We start from the raw sequence: 20,631 nt of genomic DNA on the forward strand, positions 1-20,631 counted from the left end.
CACTGAATTTAGATTTCATCCTTTGGATTATTCATCCCTCATCCTTCATCCCTCATCCTTATTACTAGACCATTGCCAAGCCGTCGAAGGTGCTGAAGCCACGAGCGTTGCGCAGCCATAATTCGACCGGAAACTCGCGGATATAGCCGTGACCGCCAAGAATTTGCAAGGCGCGGTCGCAAACCATCAACACTGTTTTGTCGGCGTTGTGTTTGGCCATCAGCGCATCGCGAGTGACTTCTTGGTTGTTATCGAGCTTCCAAGCAGCTTCCCAAACCATCAAGCGTGCGCCATCAATTTCGACCAGCATTTCGGCCAGCATAAAGGCGATTGATTGGCGTTGACCGATCGCTTCGCCAAACGTTTGGCGATTACGGGCATAATCGAGGGCGTATTCGTAGGCTCCACGGGCAACTCCAACCGCCAAAGCAGCCAAGCCAACCTGCGAACGCGCATACAACCGCCCGAAATCAATGCCTGCTTCGCCACCAAGTTTGGCATCGGCGGCAATTTTTACCTTATCGAGGGTGATGCGAGCGACTTCAAGCGCCCGTACACCCATCAATTTTTCACGCTCACCAACAGTTAGGCCAGTGGTTTTCGCGGGCACGATAAAAGCTTGGGTTTGGCCATCTTCAGCAGCGTAGATCAAGAAATGTTCGGCGCTGTTGGCCAGTGGCACATAGCTTTTGACCCCATTCAACACATAGCCATCGCCATCGCGGGTGGCCGTGGTTTGCAATTTGCGTGGGTTGAATTGTAGGCGGGGTTCGATCAAGGCTGAGGTGGCGTTGACGAAGCTTTCTTCGCTAAATTGAGGCAACAGCGCTTCGCGTTGGGCTTCAGTGCCAGCCGCCAAAATTGCGAATGCAAAGCTAGCAGGAGCGCTCAAAGCCAAAGCACTAGCCAAATCGCCCCAAGCCAACTCTTCGAGTGCCAACGCACCAGTTACCGCCGAAAATTCACCAAAACCGCCGTATTGCTCAGGAATCGACGAACCAACCAAGCCCAATTCCCAGCCTTTGCTCAGAATATCGGCAGGCAATTCACCATTTTCGTCAGCCTCGCGAAAAATCGAGCGCAGACGATCCTTGGCAAAACGTTTAAGCGTATCAACAATCAGGGCTTGTTCTTCAGATGGAGAGAAGGAAATCATCGTTGCTCCCTCAAAAGAAGGATGAGGGATAAGGGATGAGGGATGAAACAGCTACTTATTTCATCCTTCATCCTTCATCCTTCATCCTTCATCAATTACATGAGTGTGCCGAGCTTCATGAGGAAATTCATGTCGCCTTTGAATTTGAGTTTCCCAGTCATAAAGGCCATTTGGCTATTGAGTTCGCCCTTGAGGATTTTGGCGTAATCTTCGGCCTTCATCATGAGGGTGACTTCAGGGGTATCAACGCCGTTGAAGGTGGTAGTTGAATAGGCCACGCTGCCATCGGCTTTGGTCAATTCAAGGTTGAATTTGCCCTTGAGATTTTGCAATTTTTCCATGCGGCTAGCGCTCATTTTGGCTGGGCTAACCAAGGCATCTGCCGAGGCGGTTTCTTCGGTAATCACCCCGCGCCATGTTGGCTCGTCGAGGATCACGGTTAATAATGGATTTTCTACCGTGCCATTGACTACTTCGCCGCGACCAGCGCTATAGCTCACCGCGTAGGCCGTTCCATCAACCAAATACTGAATTGCATAGGTCGCATCTTCCAAGCCACCACTTTGGCTTGCCAATTGTTCCGGCAGGGCGGTCGCAATGTAATCACTAACGGTTATCGTGCTGAGGTCTGCCATCGAAGGTGCTCCTTTGCAATTGACGCAGATGAATTTGAGAGGTTTTTGTTTGCTTGATTTGAAGTATATCATTAGTTTATGACATACTGCGTCATGATTATAGCGAGGTTTTAACAATGCTGCAATGTTGCACCAAATTTCACAAGGCCTGAGGCTTGGCAAGGGCTAAAATCTGAAGAATTTAAAATAATAACCCCCTGAGCAATGGCTGCCCAAGGGGAATGAACCTTAACCAAGTCGCTTGATGTTATTTCAAGGTTGCGTGTAATTCAATGGTTGGAACTGCTGCCAAGGCCTTTGAGATTGGGCAATTTACTTTGGCCTTTTCAGCAAATTCAGCAAATGCCGCAGCATCGATGTTTGGCACATCGGCTTCGGTGTGTAATTCGATTTTGGTGATGCTAAAGCCAGCATCGCCACGTTCGATATGAACCTTGGCAACCGTGTGAACGCTCTTTGGCTCGAAGCCGCCGCGACCGAGATCGGCAGTCAATGCCATTGAAAAACAACCAGCGTGAGCGGCTGCAATCAATTCTTCGGGGTTGGTGCCAGTGCCATCTTCAAAGCGTGAAGGAAATGAGTAGCTACCTTCCACTGCGCCACTGCCAGTTTTGACCGAGCCTGCGCCTTCGCGTAAAGAGCCAGTCCATGTTGCTTCAGCCGAACGTACTGCCATAGGAATCATCCTCCATAACTTAATCGTGGTTCTATGGTAACAGAATTTTGCTATTGTGTGCGATGTTTGGGTATAATCGTGTTTGGCTGTGTTGTGCCAACTATTGCTTTTGAGAGAGCCTTAGCACCGTAGGAAAATCCATGTTAATTGATACCCACACTCATGTTCATAGCGATCAATTTAATGATGACCGAGCGGCAGTATTTGAGCGTGCCCAAGCCGTTGGCGTAACTCGCATGATCAATATTGGCTACGATTTGCCCTCGTCACGTGCCAGCGTTGCCTTAGCTCAAAGCCAGCCAATGGTCTGGGCTAGTGCTGGTATTCAACCACTTTATGCCTTAAACACTGGTGAGGCTGAATTAGCCCAAATTCGCGAGTTATTGGCACAACCACGGGTGGTTGCTTTGGGTGAAATTGGGCTTGATTATTACCATGATCGTGCGCCCCACGATATTCAAGAGCAACTCTTTCGCCAACAACTGGCAATGGCCCGCGAACTGGATTTTCCGGTCGTCATCCACAGCCGCGATGCAATGGCCGATACAGTACGGATTTTGGATTCGGCGGCACGCGGCCAGGCTGGAGTAATGCACTCGTTTAGTGGCGATTGGGCTTATGCCGAAGCTTGTTTGGATGTGGGGTTTTATCTTTCGTTCTCTGGTCCAGTAACTTTCAAAAAAGCTGTTGAGTTGCAGGATGTGGTTCAGCGTGTGCCGCTTGATCGCATATTAATTGAAACTGATGCCCCGTATCTTACGCCGCATCCATATCGTGGTAAACGCAATGAGCCAAGCTATGTGGCTTATGTGGCGGAAGCGATCGCTCGTTTGCGCGATTTAAGCCTTGATCAAGTTGCGACGATCACCACGGCCAATGCTGAACGCTTATTTCAGCGCTTGCTCGCCTAAACCAATGCTCATCAACTGCTAACCCAGCAGTGCCGAGAGCCATTTTAAAATAGAAGTAGCCTGCCTGCTAGATTGAGGAATCCCCTATGCTGCAACGAATTCGCGCTTTTGTTCAACCAGGCTATGGGTTATTAACCTGGACGCTTGCCAGCCTGATGGCCTTGTTGGTTGTGACCAATGTGGTCGAATCGGAATGGGTTGAGGGTTTTGAACGCATGCGGATTGTGGCACTCGGCGGTTTGATTGTGGCAGCCTTGTTTGCGCGTTGGCAAGCCTTGCCCTCGTTTTTGGCCCATGTGTTTAGTTTTTTCATGGGCTTGGCATGGTCAATTCGCTTTTTACCGCTTGATGAACGGCTTGATAGCCAAGTTGATCGCTGGACGGATATGCTGATTCGGGGGATTGCAGCAATTCGGGCGGTTAAAACTGGTGAGCAAATTGAAGATTATTATCTCTTTTCGTTGGCAGGCTTACTGTTAGCTTGGATTTTTGCTTATAGCACGATTTGGCTGCTGTTTCGTTGGAACTGGAATTGGCGTTTGGTGCTGCTGAATGGTAGCCTGTTGATGGCCAATTTGACCTATGCAATTCCCAAGCCAATTGCCTCGTTCTGGCTCTTTTTGCTGATGGCGCTGCTCTTTTTGGTAACGCAGACCTATGCCCAACGCCAAAACGGCTGGGATGCTGGCTTGCTTGAGCAACAAGAATGGCTTTCATTGCGCTATCTGTGGGCGGGAGTTTTAGCCTGTTTTAGTTTGGTGTTTATGGCGGCCTTGATGCCTGCCAATATTACTAATGCCCAATTGCGGATTTTTGGCGAAAATCTGAGCCGCCCGATCGATTTCTTTCTGCCCGATAATGGGGCTGAACGCGCCGATCGTGGGCCACAAGGTGTGGGCAATGTGGTTGTGCCCAATGGTAGTGGGGCTAGTTTTTCCAATAATACCGTAAACCTTGGCGGGGCACGCTCAGCCACCAACGAAGTCGTGCTCGAAGTCAAAGCGCCATCAGCTGAATATTGGCGCTCGAATGCTTGGGATTTATACACAGGCAAAGGTTGGCAAAACACTACTGGCGAGTTGGCTTGGCAAGTGAGGCGAACCCCGACCCGCCGCGAAGCCTTGACCCCGATCAACCCCGAAGATACCCTAACCCAGCTTGATACAACTGGTCGTGTGCCATTCACCCAAACGATCAAATTGATGCAAACCCGTGGCGATCAACAATTGCCTGCGGCAACCTCACCGCTAACTTGGAGCGTTCCAGTTTTGGTGCAGCACTCATTTATCGTTTCGGATACCGAGAACACTTTGCCTAACTTTGCCGATAGCGCGATCTATTTCAATCAAGGCCCAGCCAACGAAGGCTTTGAATACAGTGTAGTTTCGTTGATCAGCAATGTTGATAAGCAAAGTTTGCGTGGAGCAGCGACCGATTATCCGGCTTGGTTGCAGCGCTATGTTCAGTTGCCCGATAGTCAATCGATGCGCAATATTGCTGGTTTATCGCGCCAATTAACGACTGCGGCAGGAGCCGAAACCGTCTATGATAAAGCGGTGGCAATCGAACGCTATTTGCGCGAATTCCCCTATGATGATCAAATTCCTGCGCCGCCAGCTGATGCCGACCCGATCGAAAATTTCTTGTTCAATCTACGGCGGGGCTACTGCGATTATTTTGCTGGCTCGATGGTGCTGATGTTGCGGGCGCAAGGGATTCCAGCGCGTTGGGTACAGGGCTATGCCACTGGCGATTATGATGCTGATCGCCAAGTCTATGTCGTGCGTGATACGATTGCCCATAGCTGGCCCGAAGTCTATTTTATGGGCTATGGCTGGATTCGTTTCGAGCCAACCCCAGCAGGCTATGTAACCGTGCCAATTCGGCCTGATGGCCCGCCCCAAGCCGAAGATAACAGCGAAAACCCTGATGATATTGGGCCAAATGCGGGAATTGTCGAGCCACCAACTACCAATTTTGATGCATTACAAGATTTACGCGAAAACTTCCAAACCACGCCAATTCCAACAGTCGAACCGCAAGCTTTGCCAGCTGAAGATGTAGCGGCGCAGGTTGTCGAAAGCAGCCCATTCTGGCGTTGGCTGGCCATTATTTGTGGAGTGATTGGCTTAATTATTCTGTTGCTGTGGTTACTGTTTCAGCGAGAATTTCGTGGTTTGCGACCTGCGGCGCGGGCCTATGGTTTTATTGGCTTATTGGCGCGTTGGGCTGGTTTAGAGCAACGACCCGAACGCACACCCCAAGAGTTTGCCAGCGATTTGGCCAAAGAAATGCCAGGTCAGCGCCGAACGTTGCGGCGGTTGGCCGATGCCTATAGCGCCGAGCAATATGGCAGCCAAGTGCGGCTTGACCCTGAGGAAATTGAAAATGATCGGGCTATGGTCAGCCGCACGCTTTGGCCGCGCTCGATCAGCCGTGGTTGGCGCTCGATTTTGCAACAAATCTTGCGCCCGCGCTGGCGACGCTAGCTGGCCCAAATCTTGCTTTACTTAGTTTTGGCACAACCCGTAGCCGTGGTAGATCACTCGCGGGGGTGAGCTACCACGGCATTAACTAGACATAGGATCACAATTTATTCACCTATATGGGTGTTGTGCCGGTACCTGCTGCACTATACAATAGTACCTATATGATACCAAAGTACTTGTATCAGTGTGTGGGGATGCTAGCAGAACAGTAGGAGGCCGACCGTGACCAAACGCATTTTAATTGCCGAAGATGATACAGCGATTGCAATGACCCTAATGATTGGTCTGCGAAGTATCCCTGATGTTGAAGTAGTTCGGGCCTATCATGGTGAAGAAGCTTTGAATATATGGCTGCACGAGCCATGCGATATTCTTTTGACTGATCATCATATGCGTGAAATGTCTGGTTTGGATCTGATTCGAGCACTGCGTTCGCAAGGTGCAACCCAACCCATGCTGATGATTACTGCTTACGATAGCGTAAAATTGCAACGTGAAGCCCGTGAGGCTGGGGCAACTGAATTGATTGCCAAGCCCTTTTTTATTGATCAACTAATTGACAAAGTTTCTGAGAAGTTGCTTGATGTCTCGGTGGTTAATCACGCCTAAATGGCGGTTTAGCTAGCTCAACGCTCTATAATCCTGTGTGGAGGACACGGCCTACCTGAAATTTCAAGTAGGCCGTGTTCGGATTTTTAGGGTTGTTTCATGGCTACTGGCAAGTAGACCATTGATGTACTTGGGGTAACCGTTACGCTTGGAGTAGCCGTTGCGGTTGCCGTTGGCGTAAGGGTTGGGGTTGCCGTAGCATCGCTGGTTGGCGTAACCGTTGCATTGCTGGCGGTTACCGTGAAGTTGGCGTTGCCAATATCAAAGAAGACATTGCCAGCACATTGCACTTTGATCCGGCCAGTTGTGGTAGCAACGTTTGGTACGGTGATGCTTTCGCTGCCATCATTGGGCGTGTTGCTCAGCACTGGGCTAAAGACCGTACCACCATTGCTTGAGAACAAAATATTCACATTGCTACAATTGACTGGTGCAGCAGTCGTGTTTGCCACATTCCAAGTAACGCTTTGGCTGCTGAAGCCAGCCCAAGTGACGGCAGTGTTTGGTGCGGTTACTTGGAAGGGGCCAGCAGTATTGACGGTCGTAACTCGTGCTGTATCCAAGCCATAACCACCACCACCAGCCCGATTATCACGCACAGTTAGGCGGAAATTCATGGTGCGATTGGTCGTTGCCATCGATTCACCAATCGTCGTCGAGTTGTTCAAAATATTGGTCAAGCGTGGGAAACTACGACTGGTCGAAGTGGTTGAATCGAAACTACGGAAAATTGGGCGATTGCCGTTATCAGTATTCGGTGGCGAAGCTGAGCCTAAATCATATTGTTCCCAATTGTAGGTCAGGCTATCGCCGTTCACATCGTTGCCGCTGCCAGTTAATTCAAACGGCGTATTGGCTGGAATCATGTAATCTGCGCCAGCATTGGCGGTTGGTGGTGTATTGCCAGTGGCCGCCGTGGTGCCACAGCTTGCGCCAGCACCTGTTGTAACAAAGGCGCTCATTTCTTCCAAGCTTTTCACATGGAAATAAGGATCGCTGTTGGGTTGCAGATTTTCCGAGCCACAAATCCCAGCATAGGCCATAATTGTCGATCCGCTGCCTGGTTCGTAGGCGGCTGGGCCTTCGCGATTGTCACCGCCACAGGCATTAGTTGTACCATTGAAGGTGTGGTTACCTGCAAATTGGTGGCCAACTTCGTGGGCGACATAATCAATGTCAAAAGGATCGCCAACGGGGGCTGGTGAACCAGTGACACCTTCGCCTTTTGAGCCTGAGACACAGACTGAGCCAAGTGCCGCCACCCCGCCGCCGCCAGTGCTGAAGACATGGCCAATATCATAATTGGCGTTGCCAATTACGCTGGTGAGGTTGGTTTGATTTTCGCCCAACATCTCAAAGCCATCGTCGTTGGTGTAAGGGTCAGTGCCGCCATTGGTATAGACAATTAAGTTATTGTTGGCAACCAAAACCATGCGTACCGAGATATCGCGTTCGTAAACCGTGTTAACGCGATTGACGCTGGTGACGATGGCTGCCATTGCTCCATTGACCGTGCCACCATGAAAACTGGTGTACTCGCCAGTGGCAGCCATGGCCAGGCGATAGGTGCGCAAGGTTTCGCCAATGCTATAACGCTCAGGGAATGGATTGGTGATGGGAGTTTCGCCAACATAATCGGTCTTGCCTTTGCTGGCGAGTTTGGTGGGGTCGGCCACAAAATTACGGCTATCATACACAATATAATTGCCAGTATCGTTGCGGCTGTAGGGGTCGATAAAATAACGGCCTTCTGGAGCCAAGATCAAGCCATGAAAGCCACTTGGCGTAAGATCAAGCCGCGCAACCATTTCGGGGTCGTCGTAGCCTTGAGCCAAGTAGGTGCGCAATTCAGGGAACTTTGCCGCCAGTGCAGGCTCCATGATTGGCGACTCGACCACCCGAAATTGGCGAAATTGGCCACTCGGTAGCGGTAAGCTCAGCAAAAATGCTGATTGTTGCACCTGCACCGCGCTTTCCAAAGGTGCTTGATCTAACCGCTTGCTCAAACCTGCGAGGTCGAGGCTGACCGTGCGATAGACCAACGGCACAATCTCGCGCTGACCTTTTTGCTGAATTCGTTGTTCAGCAACATCTTGCCACAACCCATCTGATGACGAGGCCGCGCTGGATGGTGTGAGGCTACTGGCCGCAAACACACTCAACAAGGCGATAGCAAGTGCTAACCCGATGGCGATCAACGAACGTTTGGTTTGCATAATCCATCCTTTTCCGCTAAACACAGCGTGGTTCATTATAACGGCTGTGAGCAGTAAGCGGAAGGTGATGCCGATCACCTGTTCGTTTGGTGATCGTCTGTAGCCGTAGCTTGGTAATGCTACGACGGATTGGCCCAATTACGAAGCTTGATCTGACTCATGGCGATATTTAGCTAAAGTTGGGCGGATGGCCGCAATAATCAATTGGCTGCTGATTAATCCGGCAATCCCGCCAATTGCTCCACCAATCAGGATTCCAACCAGCATACTCGAAGCCGCTGGAATCAGCATACTTGCACCAAATATGGTCAGAAATAACAAACCATAGCCCAGCCAAACTAATTTGTTTTTAGCATTTTCCTTGAGTGCCCGCCGCCATAATATCTTTTGTTGAGCTTTGGGGTAGCCGCGTAGCTCTGGAATTGAGTCCATTGATAAATAGATGTTCATCGGTTCTCTCCTTAAAATTGTGGTGCTGTTAGTATATCCAATGCGTTGCTCGCTGGCAATCGCAATGTGATTGAAATTGACTCAATTTTCGATATTGATTTTTTTCAATCTCTATGCTATGCTCTGCAACAGTCAATTCGTGCACGTTAGCCCCAATCGGGCTAGCGTATTTTTACCACAAATCAATTGAAATTTTTCAATCTATCCATCTACCTGATGGATTTTCTTTCAGGTTTTATATTGAAAATTTTCAATATATTATTTATAGGGGGTTTCGAATGGATTTTGCACAATTACCAGTGGCGGTGATCGGGTCGGGGCCAGTTGGTTTGGCGGCGGCAGCCCATTTGTTGGCCCGTAACGAAACGCCGATTATTTTTGAAGCAGGTCTACGGGTCGCCGATTCGGTGCAACGTTGGGGCCATGTGCGTTTATTCTCGGCTTGGGAATTTAATATCGATCCTGTGGCGGAGCAGCTTTTGATTGGTGCAGGTTGGCAAACTCCCAATTTAGCCGAATTTCCAACTGGCGCAGAATTGGTGCGCAATTATTTGCAGCCTTTAGCCCAATTGCCCCAAATTCAACCCCATTTACAGCTCAATAGCAAGGTTGTGGCAATTACCCGTTTGGGCTTGGATAAATTAAAGAATGCTGGACGCGCCACCACGCCATTTGTGTTGACGATTGAAACCGCTGGTGCAACCCACCAAGTATCTGCCAAAGCTGTGATCGATGCTTCGGGAACCTATCGCAGCCCCAATCCATTGGGTGCGGCGGGCGTGCCAGCTTTGGGCGAAACAGCGGCTAACAACCAAATTTACTATGGAATCCCCGACATTTTGGGCAACGATCGCGCTCGTTATGCCAATCGCTCGGTGGCGGTCGTTGGTAGCGGCCATTCAGCCTTCAATGCCTTGCTCGATCTAGCTGAATTGGCTGAGCAAGCACCTGAAACCAGCGTTACTTGGATTATGCGGCGTGGGCAGGTTGATGCAACCTTATATGGTGGCGGAGCTAACGATCAATTAGTCCAACGTGGCCTTTTAGGTGGTCGGGTTGAGCAATTAGTGGCAAGCGGGCGCTTTAAACTGGTTACAGGCTTTGGTATTGAGCGCATTACTCAACTGAATGGCAAACTTGATTTGCAGGCAGGCGAACGGCAATTAACTGGCTTTAATCAATTAATTTCAACCACCGGTTTTCGCCCAGATTTAAGCATGCTCAGTGAAATTCGTTTAGATCTTGATGCGGCGGTTGAAAGTCCACGCGTTTTGGCTCCCTTGATTGATCCAAATGAGCATAGTTGCGGCACGGTACGCCCGCATGGTGCAGAAGAATTGCAACAGCCCGAGCCAAATTTCTATATTGTGGGCATGAAAAGCTATGGCCGCGCCCCGACCTTCCTTATGCGCACAGGCTATGAGCAAGTGCGCTCGGTGGTAGCGGCGATTGCTGGCGATTGGCAAGCGGCGCGTGAGGTGCAATTGGTGCTACCAGAAACTGGCGTTTGCAAAACCCAATTCGGCGGTGAAGCCTGCTGTGGTACAACTCCAACCCGCAGCGAGATTCTTTTGCAGTTGTAGCATGGTCGCTTAACATCGTTTTTGCAATGCTGAAGGATTTTGGTTATGCGGCGAAGCCCGTTTTATGGCTGGTGGATTGTGAGCACGCTGGGATTTACCGAGATGACTTCATGGGGCGTGATTTACTACGCATTTAGCGTGCTCTTAACCCCGATGCAGCGTGAGTTGGGTTGGTCGCAAGCTCATTTTACTGGCGGATTTTCGCTAGCAGTGTTTATTTCAGGCATTGTGGCTTTGCCAGTTGGCCGTTGGCTCGATCAGTATGGTGCACGCGGTTTGATGACGCTTGGCTCATGTTTGGCGACGATTTTGGTGGTGGCATGGGCCAATGTTCAATCGCTCTTGGCTTGGTATCTGATTTGGGCTGGCTTAGGCTTGGTGATGGCGGCAATTTTGTATGAGCCAGCGTTTGCCGTGGTGGCAGCCTGGTTTCAGCAAAAACGCCAACATGCCCTGACAATTTTGACGGTTGGTGGGGGCTTGGCCAGCGTCGTGTATGTGCCCTTGATCACACGGTTGCTCGGCACGCTGAATTGGCGTGAAGTGTTGCTGTGGCTGGCAGCGATTTTGGCAGTGCTAACGATTCCGTTGCATGGCTTGGTGTTGCGTGGTAAGCCCGCCGATTTGGGCTTATTGCCTGATGGTGGATCGCTGGCAGTGGCAACCGTTACACCAAATCCCACGATTCAGCCTTCGATGTCGTTGGGTACAGCAGTTCGAGCGGGCGCATTTTGGTGGTTGGCGCTGGCTTTTGGCCTGACCACAATGGCAACATTCACCTTGGGCGTGCATTTGATTTCAGCGATTCAGGCCCAAGGCTATGCCCCAGAGATTCAAGCCTTGGCCGTGGCGTTGCTGGGTGGTTCGCAAATCCCCAGTCGAATTGTTATTGGCAGTGTTGGGCGACGTTGGCCCCAAGTTCAATTGGCATGGATGTTGTGTTTGCTGCAAAGTGCTGCGTTTGCCATCTTTCTGTTTGTGCCCAATGTGACAGGGCTGCTGCTGTTTGCTTGCTTGTTTGGGGCGGGATCAGGTGCATTGACCCCGACGCGAGCAGCATTGGTTGCCGATGTTTTTGGCACAGCCCAATATGCCAGCATTAGCGGGGCGTTGGCATTGTTGACCACAACAGCTCGGGCCTTGGCTCCGGTTTTGGCTAGCTTGTTGGTGGGATTGTGGCATAGCTATCAACCGCTGTTTGGCTTGTTGTTGCTGATGTGTTTGATCAGTGCAGCGGCAATTTATTTGATTCGAGGTGCAAGTAATGGCTAATCAAACGATTGTGATTGGGGCTGGTCAGGCTGGCTTAGCGGCTGGTTATTGGCTGCAACAAGCTAAAATTCCATTTCAAATTATCGAGGCCCAAGCCAGCGTTGGTGGCTCGTGGCCCGCCTATTACGATAGTTTGAGCTTGTTTTCGCCTGCGCGATTTTCAAGTTTGCCAGGCATGGCTTTCCCTGCGCCTGCCGATAGCTACCCGCAGCGCGATGCTGTTGTGGCCTATTTGCAGCGCTATGCTGAACATTTCGATTTGCCGATTCAGACGAATACGACAATTAGCACAATCGAAGCTCAGAATGGTGGCTTTCGCCTAGTGAGCACTACTGGACACGTATTTCATGCTAGCCAAATTATTGCCGCCAGTGGAGCGTTTGCGCGGCCATTTATGCCCAAATTGCCCAACCAAGCTGCATTTCAAGGCAAGATTTTACATAGTGCTCGCTATCGCGATGCAGCAGATTTCGTTGGCAAACGGGTTGTGGTGGTTGGTGCGGGCAATTCGGCGATTCAAATTGCGATCGAATTGGCTCAAGTTGCCGATGTGACCCTAGCTACGCGCCAGCCAATTCGCTTTCAAGCCCAACGGATTGCAGGCCGTGATATCCATTGGTGGTGGTGGCTGACAGGTTTTGATCGGCTGGCACTTAACACGCGAGTTGGCCGTTGGATTCAGCAACGAACCCAAGGAATTGTCCTCGATACTGGTCTGTACAGCAGAAAAATCAATCAAAACCAACCCCAACGCCGAGCCATGTTCGAATATTTTAGCGAAACGGGTGTAGTTTGGGCTGATGGACAGCACGAAGCAGTTGACATAGTATTGTTTGCGACAGGCTATCGGCCTCATTTGAGCTATTTGCAAGGCCTCAATGCGCTTGATCAGGCTGGTTTGCCCTTGCATCGGGCAGGTGTTAGTACCACGGTTGAGGGCTTGTATTACGTTGGCTTGGAGCAACAAACCAATTTTGCCTCGGCTACGTTGCGTGGAGTTGGGCCAGATGCGGCGCGGGTGGTACGCCAAGTTCAAGCTCGCATGCAGCAACCAGCAGGTTGTTGTCGCTGGGCGGTGGGGCGATGAATCAGCTTGATCTGACCAACCTTTGGCAAAACCTAGCGCAACCAATTCGGCGATTTTTGCAGTCTCGTTTAGCCGATCAAGCGGCAATCGAAGATTTGTTGCAAGATATTTTTCTAGCGGCCTATCTCAAATCTGAGCAATTGCAGGATTCTGAGCGTAGCGAGGCTTGGCTTTGGCAAATTGCCCGACGCAAATTAATTGATCATTATCGTGTGCGGCGTGAAACTAGCACGCTTGATGAAATGCAGGTAGCCGAAAACAACCAGCAACCGCCAATCTTAGCAGGCTTTGATGCTTGTGTTCAGCAAATGTTGGATCGTTTGCCAAGCCAAGATCGTTGGGTTTTGCAGCGCACGGCCTTCGAGGGCATCAGCCAACAAGCCTTGAGTAGCGAGTTGGGCTTATCGTTTTCAGGTACAAAATCGCGGGTTCAGCGGGCGCGTCAAAAGTTGCGGATATTGTTCGATCAATGTTGTGCGGTGGAGCGTGATCCTGCTGGCCATGTTTTGGGTTGTCATCCCCATCGCCAATTAATTCAATTCGAATAAGCTGCGTCCTTTGGCAAATTGGCCGTCTTTAATAGTAGAAGCGTTTGAATACTGCTTCAACTGAATTTATGCTAAGGAGAACGATTATGCCAACGACCGAAACCACCAAATCGAACAACGATTGCTGCTCAGCCGAAGAACAAGCAACCTGCTGCTCAGCCGATGAAAAAACCAACTGTTGTGGTTCAAGCCAAGCGAGCAGCTGTGGTTGTCGCTAGATTTTATTGACATACGTCGCAAAAGCCTTGACAACCTAAGTTGTCAAGGCTTTTGTCTTGTTGCTCATCGATCAATTAGGGATTGCTTGGAGCCGGGTTGCCCTGTTGATAATATTGGGTGATGGTTGTGCCAGTAGCTGCGCCACCGAGCGGAATCTGATGATCAAGGCTGACGAATTTACCATTGCGATCGGCCCACAAGGCTGGCTTGAGCAAGGCATATTTAGCCTCATCCCAGGTGGCCCAATCGTAGCCGAGCAAACCGCCAGTGTCACCCGAATTGGGGTTGAGTACCCAGAAGGTATGGTGCAGATAGTGCTCTTTGATCAAATCGCGCAGCGCCTTCATCCATTGCTCGTTTGCACCACCATCCAAAAATCCACCCCATTCGCCAATAAACAATGGCGCAATATTTTCTTCATGGATAAAGAACCAGTTAGGATACCAAACATCGTTGTAAAGCGTTTCTTTGGTGAAACCAGGGTAGAACCACGATTGATTGAAGACCAACGGGCCGTAATCGTGTGGCGAGTAGACCAATTGATCTTGGTTGCTGCCAAGATTGACTGGATAATCGCGCACGCCACGTAAATTGCCACCCCACCAGGTAAAGTGATAATCGTTTTTATTGCTTGAGGTATAGCTTGCGCCTGCCTTTGGATAAACCTCGTTGCCTTCGCACAACACCAAGACATTAGGGTTAATCGCCAAAATTCGTTTGCTAGCAGTTTCACAAACGTATTTCCAATTGTTGATATCGGTCGAGTTATCCCATTTGGCAAATTGACCACTGGTTTGATTATCGTGGGCTGTGCCGTGTGGCTCGTTCTTAATATCCATTGCGATTACCGTATCGTCATTTTTGTAACGATCAGTAATCCACTCCCAAGCCTGATAAAACTGCTCGCTGGTAAATGAACCTTTGTACCAGAGTGGAGCATAATGGCCCGAATTATCGGCTTCGGCGCTGTGCACATCGATCATCACCTTGATGCCAAATTGCTTTGAAAGCATCACGAAGCGATCAAAGATTTGCAACGAGGTTAAGCCTTCCAACTCAGGATTGGCGTAAGTGTTGACATTTGGTGTTTTGAAAACCCCGGCTTTCCACTCCAAAATCAATTCAGTTGAGATTGGTACGCGAATAATGTTCAAGCCGCGTTGCGAAATGCTTTGCATCATGGTGGTCAAATTGGCCGACCACAAGCCATGAAACACTCGTTCAGTTGCATTAAATCCAAACCAATTGACTCCGGTTAACCAAACTGGGCGACCTGCGCTATCAACAATTTGATTGCCGTTGGTGTGCAGCCAATCGTCATTATTGTTATTGCCAGTTGGGGTACTGGTAGCCGTTGGATTGACCGTGGTTGGAATCGGCGTATTGGTTGGGCGGGGGGTATTTGTGACTGTTGGAATGACGCTGGTTGGCGTATTAGTTGGGCGGGGAGTTCCGGTTGTGGTAGCAATTGGCGTATTGGTTGGCGGATTAGGGGTGTTGGTGGCAGGTGGAATGCTAGGAATAGCAGTGTTGGTAGGCGTTGGGCTTGGCTGATCGCCGTTACAACTAACGCCATTTAGAGTAAACGCGCCTGGAATCGCATTACTACCACTGTACGAAGCTTGGAAGCCAAAGCTCGCAGTACCATTGCTGGGTAAACTGGCGGCCCATGCCGGATTTGCCACACTGACCTGAGCGCCAGTTTGCGTTAGCACCCCATTCCAAAGATTGGTAATTGCCTGATTGCCCGCAAATTTCCAGCCAACCTGCCAATTATTGAGACCGATTCCAAGATTCTTAACACTCACATTAGCGGTGAATCCAGTATCCCACTGATTCGAGATTGTGTAAGTGACCTCGCAAACAGCGGCGGCAGCGGTTGGCTTGGTAGTAGCAGGCTGACCAGCCAAGAGTAGGGTAACTAGCCCGCCGATTATGGCTAGGCGGGTGCGAAACGAACGTTGTTTCTGCGACATAGATACTCCCTTGTATTTGAAATGATAGCAGAACCGATTAGAGCAAGCTTGATTGAGACCGATCCCTAAGAAAGGTCATCCCAAATCAATTCAATTCTAAAAATACCTTAATATTTTTGATTTGTGAAGCCCTGTTTTAGCCAGATTTGATAGCAAAACTAACTAACCACCTAGAGCTAGAATATCCCACTTTGGGGGAGTATTCCCAAGTAATTTGTGGGACTAGCCCATCCCCTCTATTACCATGGTTATTGGGTGAGATAGGACTAAAGATTACCGAGATTTGAATCGGTATGGTATAGGATGTAGCTGCATTTTCAGCCAATTGGCGATCAACGTTGATCGATAACAAGCTTGTGATTGATATGCATACATCCATGATTTGATGTAGTGTCTTGTGGTCTATGTGATTGATATTCGTAGCTTTGAAGTTTGAGTGAGCCAGCGTTTAGGCTGCATCACCTAATCGGAGCGATTGATCACTATCAAATGCAGCGATTAACGAATGTGATGCGGCTAGCAGACCTACTATACTCAGATTTCATCATCATTGAACGCGACATGTAGCCATTTCAGAGGAGCAATCGTATGAATTTCGATCGGTCTCGGCGTAATTATGGGCGACTTTTACTCGCCTTCATCGTGGTTCTTCACCTTGGTATGGTGCGCTCTGCCGCTGCTGCTGGAGAGACTCCCTACGCTAATGCGGTTGATTCGAGTACTAGTGGTCTAATTGTTAATGCTGCTAATTCTGTTGGAGCACCAAATGGTACTGTAGCAACAGTTATTGGTTTGCTCGGACAAAACCTGACTCTCGATATGGGTGCTAATGAAGAAGGTACTGGCGATCTAGTGGTACATTATGGCGGGATTGGCGTGCAGCTGGCAGCGACTGTTCAGTTTCTGAATGCTAGCCGCCAAGTGATCGCCTCGTCATCATTAGATATCGTTGGTTTATCACTTGGTACTATCTATACGACTACAGTTGATTATCCCCAAAGTCCTACTCCCTATCGGTACGTGCGCTTTGTTTCCTTATTGACTGCATATCAAATTGATGCAGTTTCAGCAACAACGTTTCGCCCTGATAGCGATAATGATGGGGTGAATGATGTTGATGAAATTACCAACGGCACTAACCCTCTCGATCCAGATAGTGATGATGATGGCTTGACCGATGGCGAAGAAATTACCAATGGCACCAACCCCAATGATTCAGATAGCGATAATGATGGCTTGCCCGATGGTTGGGAAGTTGATAACGGCCTGAATCCAAATAATGGTACTGGTGGTAATGGTGCATCTGGTGATCCCGATAATGATGGCTCCAGTAATTTGGATGAATATCAGAATGGCACCGATCCCAATGATCCCGATAGCGATAACGATGGTTTGAATGATGGTGCCGAAGATAGTGCGGGCACAAACCCATTGGATAACGATAGCGATAATGATGGACTACCTGATGGCTGGGAAGTCAATCATGGCCTGAATCCATTGGATGCAACAGGGAACAACGGCGCGGCTGGTGATCCTGATAACGATGGTTCAAGCAATGCTGCTGAATTTGCCGCTGGCACGCATCCAAACGATGCTGATAGTGATAATGACGGTTTGAATGATGGCGCTGAAGCCGCTTTGGGCACGAATCCCAATAATGCTGATAGTGATGGTGATGGCTTGCCCGATGGCTGGGAAGTCTCGAATAGTCTCAATCCATTGAATGCTACCGGCAACCAGGGTGCTACTGGTGACCCCGATAATGATGGCTCGACCAACTTGCAAGAATATCAAAATAGTACCAATCCTCATGATGCCGACAGTGATAATGACGGCTTGAACGATGGTGCTGAAGCTACTGCTGGTACGAATCCCAATGATACTGATACTGATAACGATGACTTGCCAGATGGTTGGGAAGTTGCCAATAGCCTTGATCCATTGAGCAATGCTGGTAACAATGGTGCTGCGGGCGACCCAGATAATGATGGTTCAAACAACGCCGCTGAATTTGCCGCAGGTACCAATCCAAATGACGCTGACAGCGATAACGATGGCTTAAATGATGGTCAAGAAGCCGCTGCTGGAACTGATCCAAATGACAGTGACAGCGATAACGATGGTTTGCCCGATGGTTGGGAAGTCTCCAACAGCCTCGATCCATTGAGCAGTGTTGGCGATGATGGAGCCGCTGGTGATCCTGATAATGACGGTTCAAACAATGCCGCTGAATTTGCTAATAATACCGATCCAAACGATGCCGACAGCGATAATGACGGCTTGAATGATGGTCAAGAAGCCGCTGCCGGAACTGATCCAAATGACAGTGATACTGATAACGATGGCTTGCCTGATGCATGGGAAGTGGCCAATGGCCTCGATCCATTGAGCAATGTTGGTGATGATGGGGCCGCAGGCGATCCTGATAACGATGGTTCAAACAACGCCGCTGAATTTGCTAACAGCACTAATCCGAACGATGCCGACAGCGATAATGACGGTTTGAATGATGGTCAAGAAGCTGCTGCTGGTACAAATCCAAACGACAGCGATACTGATAATGATGGCTTGCCCGATGGTTGGGAAGTGAGCAACGGGCTTGATCCGCTAAATCCAAACGATGCTGCTGGTGACCCAGATAATGATGGTTTGGATAATAGCGCTGAATTTGCCAACAATACCAATCCCCAGGATGCTGACAGCGATAATGATGGCTTGAATGATGGTGCTGAAATTAGCGCTGGCACAAATCCAAATGATAGTGATAGCGATAACGATGGCTTGCCCGATGGTTGGGAAGTCTCCAACAGCCTCGATCCATTGAGTAGTGTTGGTGATGATGGAGCCGCTGGTGATCCCGATGGCGATGGCTCGACCAACTTGCAAGAATTTCAAAATGGCACTAATCCCAACGATGCTGATAGCGATAACGATGGCCTGACTGATGGTCAAGAGGCTGGTTTGGGAACCAACCCCAATAATGCTGATACCGATGGTGATGGCTTACCTGATGGCTGGGAAATCAGCAATAATCTTAATCCAACCAGTACAACCGAAGGTAATGGAGCCGCTGGCGATCCTGATGGCGATGGCTCGACCAACTTACAAGAATATCAAAATGGCACGAATCCCCAAGATGCTGATAGCGATAACGACGGTTTGAATGATGGACAGGAAGCCGCTGCTGGCACGAATCCAAATGCCAGTGATAGCGATAATGATGGATTGCCCGATGGTTGGGAAGTGGCGAATAGCCTTGATCCATTGAGCAGTGTTGGTGATGATGGAGCCGCTGGTGATCCCGATGGCGATGGTTCGACCAACGCTGCTGAATTTGCCAACAACACCGATCCTCAAGATGCTGACAGCGATAATGACGGCTTGAACGATGGCCAGGAAGCTGCGGCTGGAACTGATCCAAATGATAGTGATAGTGATAATGATGGCTTGCCCGATGGATGGGAAGTTGGAAATAGCCTCAATCCATTGAGCAGTGTTGGTGATGATGGTGCCGCTGGTGATCCCGATGGCGATGGTTCAACCAACGCTGCTGAATTTGCCAATAACACCGATCCTCAAGATGCTGATAGTGATAATGACGGCTTGAACGATGGTCAAGAAGCCGCTGCTGGAACTGATCCAAATGACAGTGATAGTGATAATGATGGCTTGCCCGATGGATGGGAAGTTGGAAATAGCCTTGATCCATTGAGCAGTGTTGGTGATGATGGTGCCGCTGGCGACCCTGATAACGATGGTTTGAGTAATGCTGGCGAATTTACCAACAATACCAATCCAAATGATAGCGATAGTGATAACGACACCTTGCCTGATGGCTGGGAAGTAAATTATGGCTTAGATCCATTGAGTTCAGTTGGTGATGATGGTGCTAGTGGCAATCCTGATGGTGATAGCTACGATAACGCAACTGAGTTTGCTAACGGTACTAGCCCGATCGTGTTTGATGCTCCTGCGGCCACCAACACGCCAGAACCAACGGCAACTAACACGCCAGAACCAACGGCGACCGATATACCAACGGCGACAGCAACCGATGTGCCAACCGCGACAGCAACCGATGTGCCAACCGCGACGGCAACCAACACACCAGAACCGACGGCGACTGATGTGCCAACGGCAACGGCGACCGATGTCCCGACTGCAACGGCGACCGATGTCCCGACGGCAACGGCGACCGATGTCCCGACGGCAACGGCAACTGATGTCCCGACGGCGACGGCAACCGATGTCCCGACTGCAACGGCGACCGATGTGCCAACAGCAACGGCGACCGATGTGCCAACAGCAACAGCGACCGATGTGCCAACGGCGACGGCAACCGATGTTCCGACTGCAACAGCGACCGATGTCCCGACGGCGACGGCAACTGATGTCCCAACGGCAACGGCAACCGATGTCCCAACGGCAACGGCAACCGCAATTGCAACCGCGACCGCAACTGCAATTGCAACCGTAACGAATACACCAGTGCCAACGGCGACGGCGACGGCAATTGCAACCGCAACTGCAACCGCGATTGCAACGGCAACCAATACACCAGTGCCAACGGCAACCAATACACCAGTGCCAACGGCAACCAATACACCAGTGCCGACGATGACGAATACGCCAGTGCCAACGGCAACCAATACGCCAGTGCCAACGGCGACCAATATAACGCAGCCAACTCCGAACCTGATTTATTTGCCAATGGCAATGAAAGGCGAATAAATCTCCTAAATCGCGACTGCCCTGTTCATTCAACGAACAGGGCAGTTTTTTTATTAAGCTGGCTTTTTATGAT

General features: G+C 49.9%; 14 protein-coding genes. 8 read left to right on the forward strand and 6 right to left on the reverse strand.

The window, feature by feature from the left end; translation table 11 throughout:
- Positions 1-64: 64 nt before the first annotated feature.
- From LCH85_13930 to LCH85_13940, 3 genes are all read right to left on the reverse strand, one after another.
- On the reverse strand, positions 65-1,156 hold the full coding sequence (locus LCH85_13930; protein MCA0353087.1) for an acyl-CoA dehydrogenase family protein: 1,092 nt from the start codon (positions 1,154-1,156) through the stop codon (positions 65-67).
- Between the two features lie 95 nt (positions 1,157-1,251).
- Positions 1,252-1,791, reverse strand: a complete 540-nt coding sequence (locus LCH85_13935; protein ID MCA0353088.1) for an SCP2 sterol-binding domain-containing protein — start codon at positions 1,789-1,791, stop codon at positions 1,252-1,254.
- A 247-nt stretch (positions 1,792-2,038) separates the two neighbouring features.
- Positions 2,039-2,467 (reverse strand): OsmC family peroxiredoxin, encoded by a 429-nt coding sequence (locus tag LCH85_13940; protein MCA0353089.1) that lies wholly within the window; start codon positions 2,465-2,467, stop codon positions 2,039-2,041.
- A 140-nt stretch (positions 2,468-2,607) separates the two neighbouring features.
- Here LCH85_13940 and LCH85_13945 point away from each other — a divergent pair, with 140 nt between their 5' ends.
- The 3 genes from LCH85_13945 (at position 2,608) to LCH85_13955 (ending at position 6,476) form a co-directional block, all read left to right on the forward strand.
- Positions 2,608-3,378: a TatD family hydrolase gene (locus LCH85_13945; GenBank protein ID MCA0353090.1), complete on the forward strand. Its 771-nt coding sequence runs from the start codon at positions 2,608-2,610 to the stop codon at positions 3,376-3,378.
- Positions 3,379-3,464: 86 nt separating this feature from the next.
- Positions 3,465-5,867 carry a DUF3488 and transglutaminase-like domain-containing protein gene (locus tag LCH85_13950; protein ID MCA0353091.1) on the forward strand — a complete coding sequence of 801 codons (2,403 nt, stop codon included), beginning with the start codon at positions 3,465-3,467 and terminating at the stop codon, positions 5,865-5,867.
- A gap of 222 nt (positions 5,868-6,089) precedes the next feature.
- Positions 6,090-6,476, forward strand: coding sequence for a response regulator (locus LCH85_13955; GenBank protein ID MCA0353092.1), 387 nt, complete (start codon positions 6,090-6,092; stop codon positions 6,474-6,476).
- Positions 6,477-6,562: 86 nt separating this feature from the next.
- Here LCH85_13955 and LCH85_13960 read toward each other — a convergent pair whose 3' ends face one another.
- The gene (locus tag LCH85_13960; GenBank protein ID MCA0353093.1) at positions 6,563-8,692 is read right to left on the reverse strand and encodes a M12 family metallo-peptidase; all 2,130 of its coding nucleotides are present in this window, start codon (positions 8,690-8,692) and stop codon (positions 6,563-6,565) included.
- A gap of 138 nt (positions 8,693-8,830) precedes the next feature.
- Positions 8,831-9,142: a hypothetical protein gene (locus LCH85_13965; GenBank protein MCA0353094.1), complete on the reverse strand. Its 312-nt coding sequence runs from the start codon at positions 9,140-9,142 to the stop codon at positions 8,831-8,833.
- A gap of 278 nt (positions 9,143-9,420) precedes the next feature.
- Between LCH85_13965 and LCH85_13970 the strand changes: the two genes are divergently transcribed.
- Genes LCH85_13970 through LCH85_13985 form a run of 4 tightly spaced genes read left to right on the forward strand, consistent with a single transcriptional unit; the run spans position 9,421 to position 13,632 of the window.
- Positions 9,421-10,725, forward strand: a complete 1,305-nt coding sequence (locus LCH85_13970) for an NAD(P)-binding domain-containing protein (GenBank protein ID MCA0353095.1) — start codon at positions 9,421-9,423, stop codon at positions 10,723-10,725.
- Positions 10,726-10,770: 45 nt separating this feature from the next.
- Positions 10,771-11,997: an MFS transporter gene (locus LCH85_13975; protein MCA0353096.1), complete on the forward strand. Its 1,227-nt coding sequence runs from the start codon at positions 10,771-10,773 to the stop codon at positions 11,995-11,997.
- On the forward strand, positions 11,990-13,084 hold the full coding sequence (locus LCH85_13980) for an NAD(P)/FAD-dependent oxidoreductase (protein ID MCA0353097.1): 1,095 nt from the start codon (positions 11,990-11,992) through the stop codon (positions 13,082-13,084). Before LCH85_13975 ends, LCH85_13980 begins: the two co-directional genes overlap by 8 nt.
- Positions 13,081-13,632: a sigma-70 family RNA polymerase sigma factor gene (locus tag LCH85_13985; protein MCA0353098.1), complete on the forward strand. Its 552-nt coding sequence runs from the start codon at positions 13,081-13,083 to the stop codon at positions 13,630-13,632. The genes LCH85_13980 and LCH85_13985 overlap by 4 nt, the downstream gene beginning before the upstream one ends.
- 293 nt (positions 13,633-13,925) lie before the next feature.
- On the opposite strand, the gene LCH85_13990 is transcribed toward LCH85_13985, so the two are convergent.
- Positions 13,926-15,827: a cellulase family glycosylhydrolase gene (locus tag LCH85_13990; protein ID MCA0353099.1), complete on the reverse strand. Its 1,902-nt coding sequence runs from the start codon at positions 15,825-15,827 to the stop codon at positions 13,926-13,928.
- 588 nt (positions 15,828-16,415) lie between these two features.
- On the opposite strand from LCH85_13990, the gene LCH85_13995 reads away from it, so the two are divergent.
- Positions 16,416-20,558 carry a hypothetical protein gene (locus LCH85_13995; protein ID MCA0353100.1) on the forward strand — a complete coding sequence of 1,381 codons (4,143 nt, stop codon included), beginning with the start codon at positions 16,416-16,418 and terminating at the stop codon, positions 20,556-20,558.
- The last annotated feature ends 73 nt before the right edge of the window (positions 20,559-20,631 follow it).

This window comes from Chloroflexota bacterium, assembly GCA_020161265.1.
Classification (GTDB): domain Bacteria; phylum Chloroflexota; class Chloroflexia; order Chloroflexales; family Herpetosiphonaceae; genus Herpetosiphon.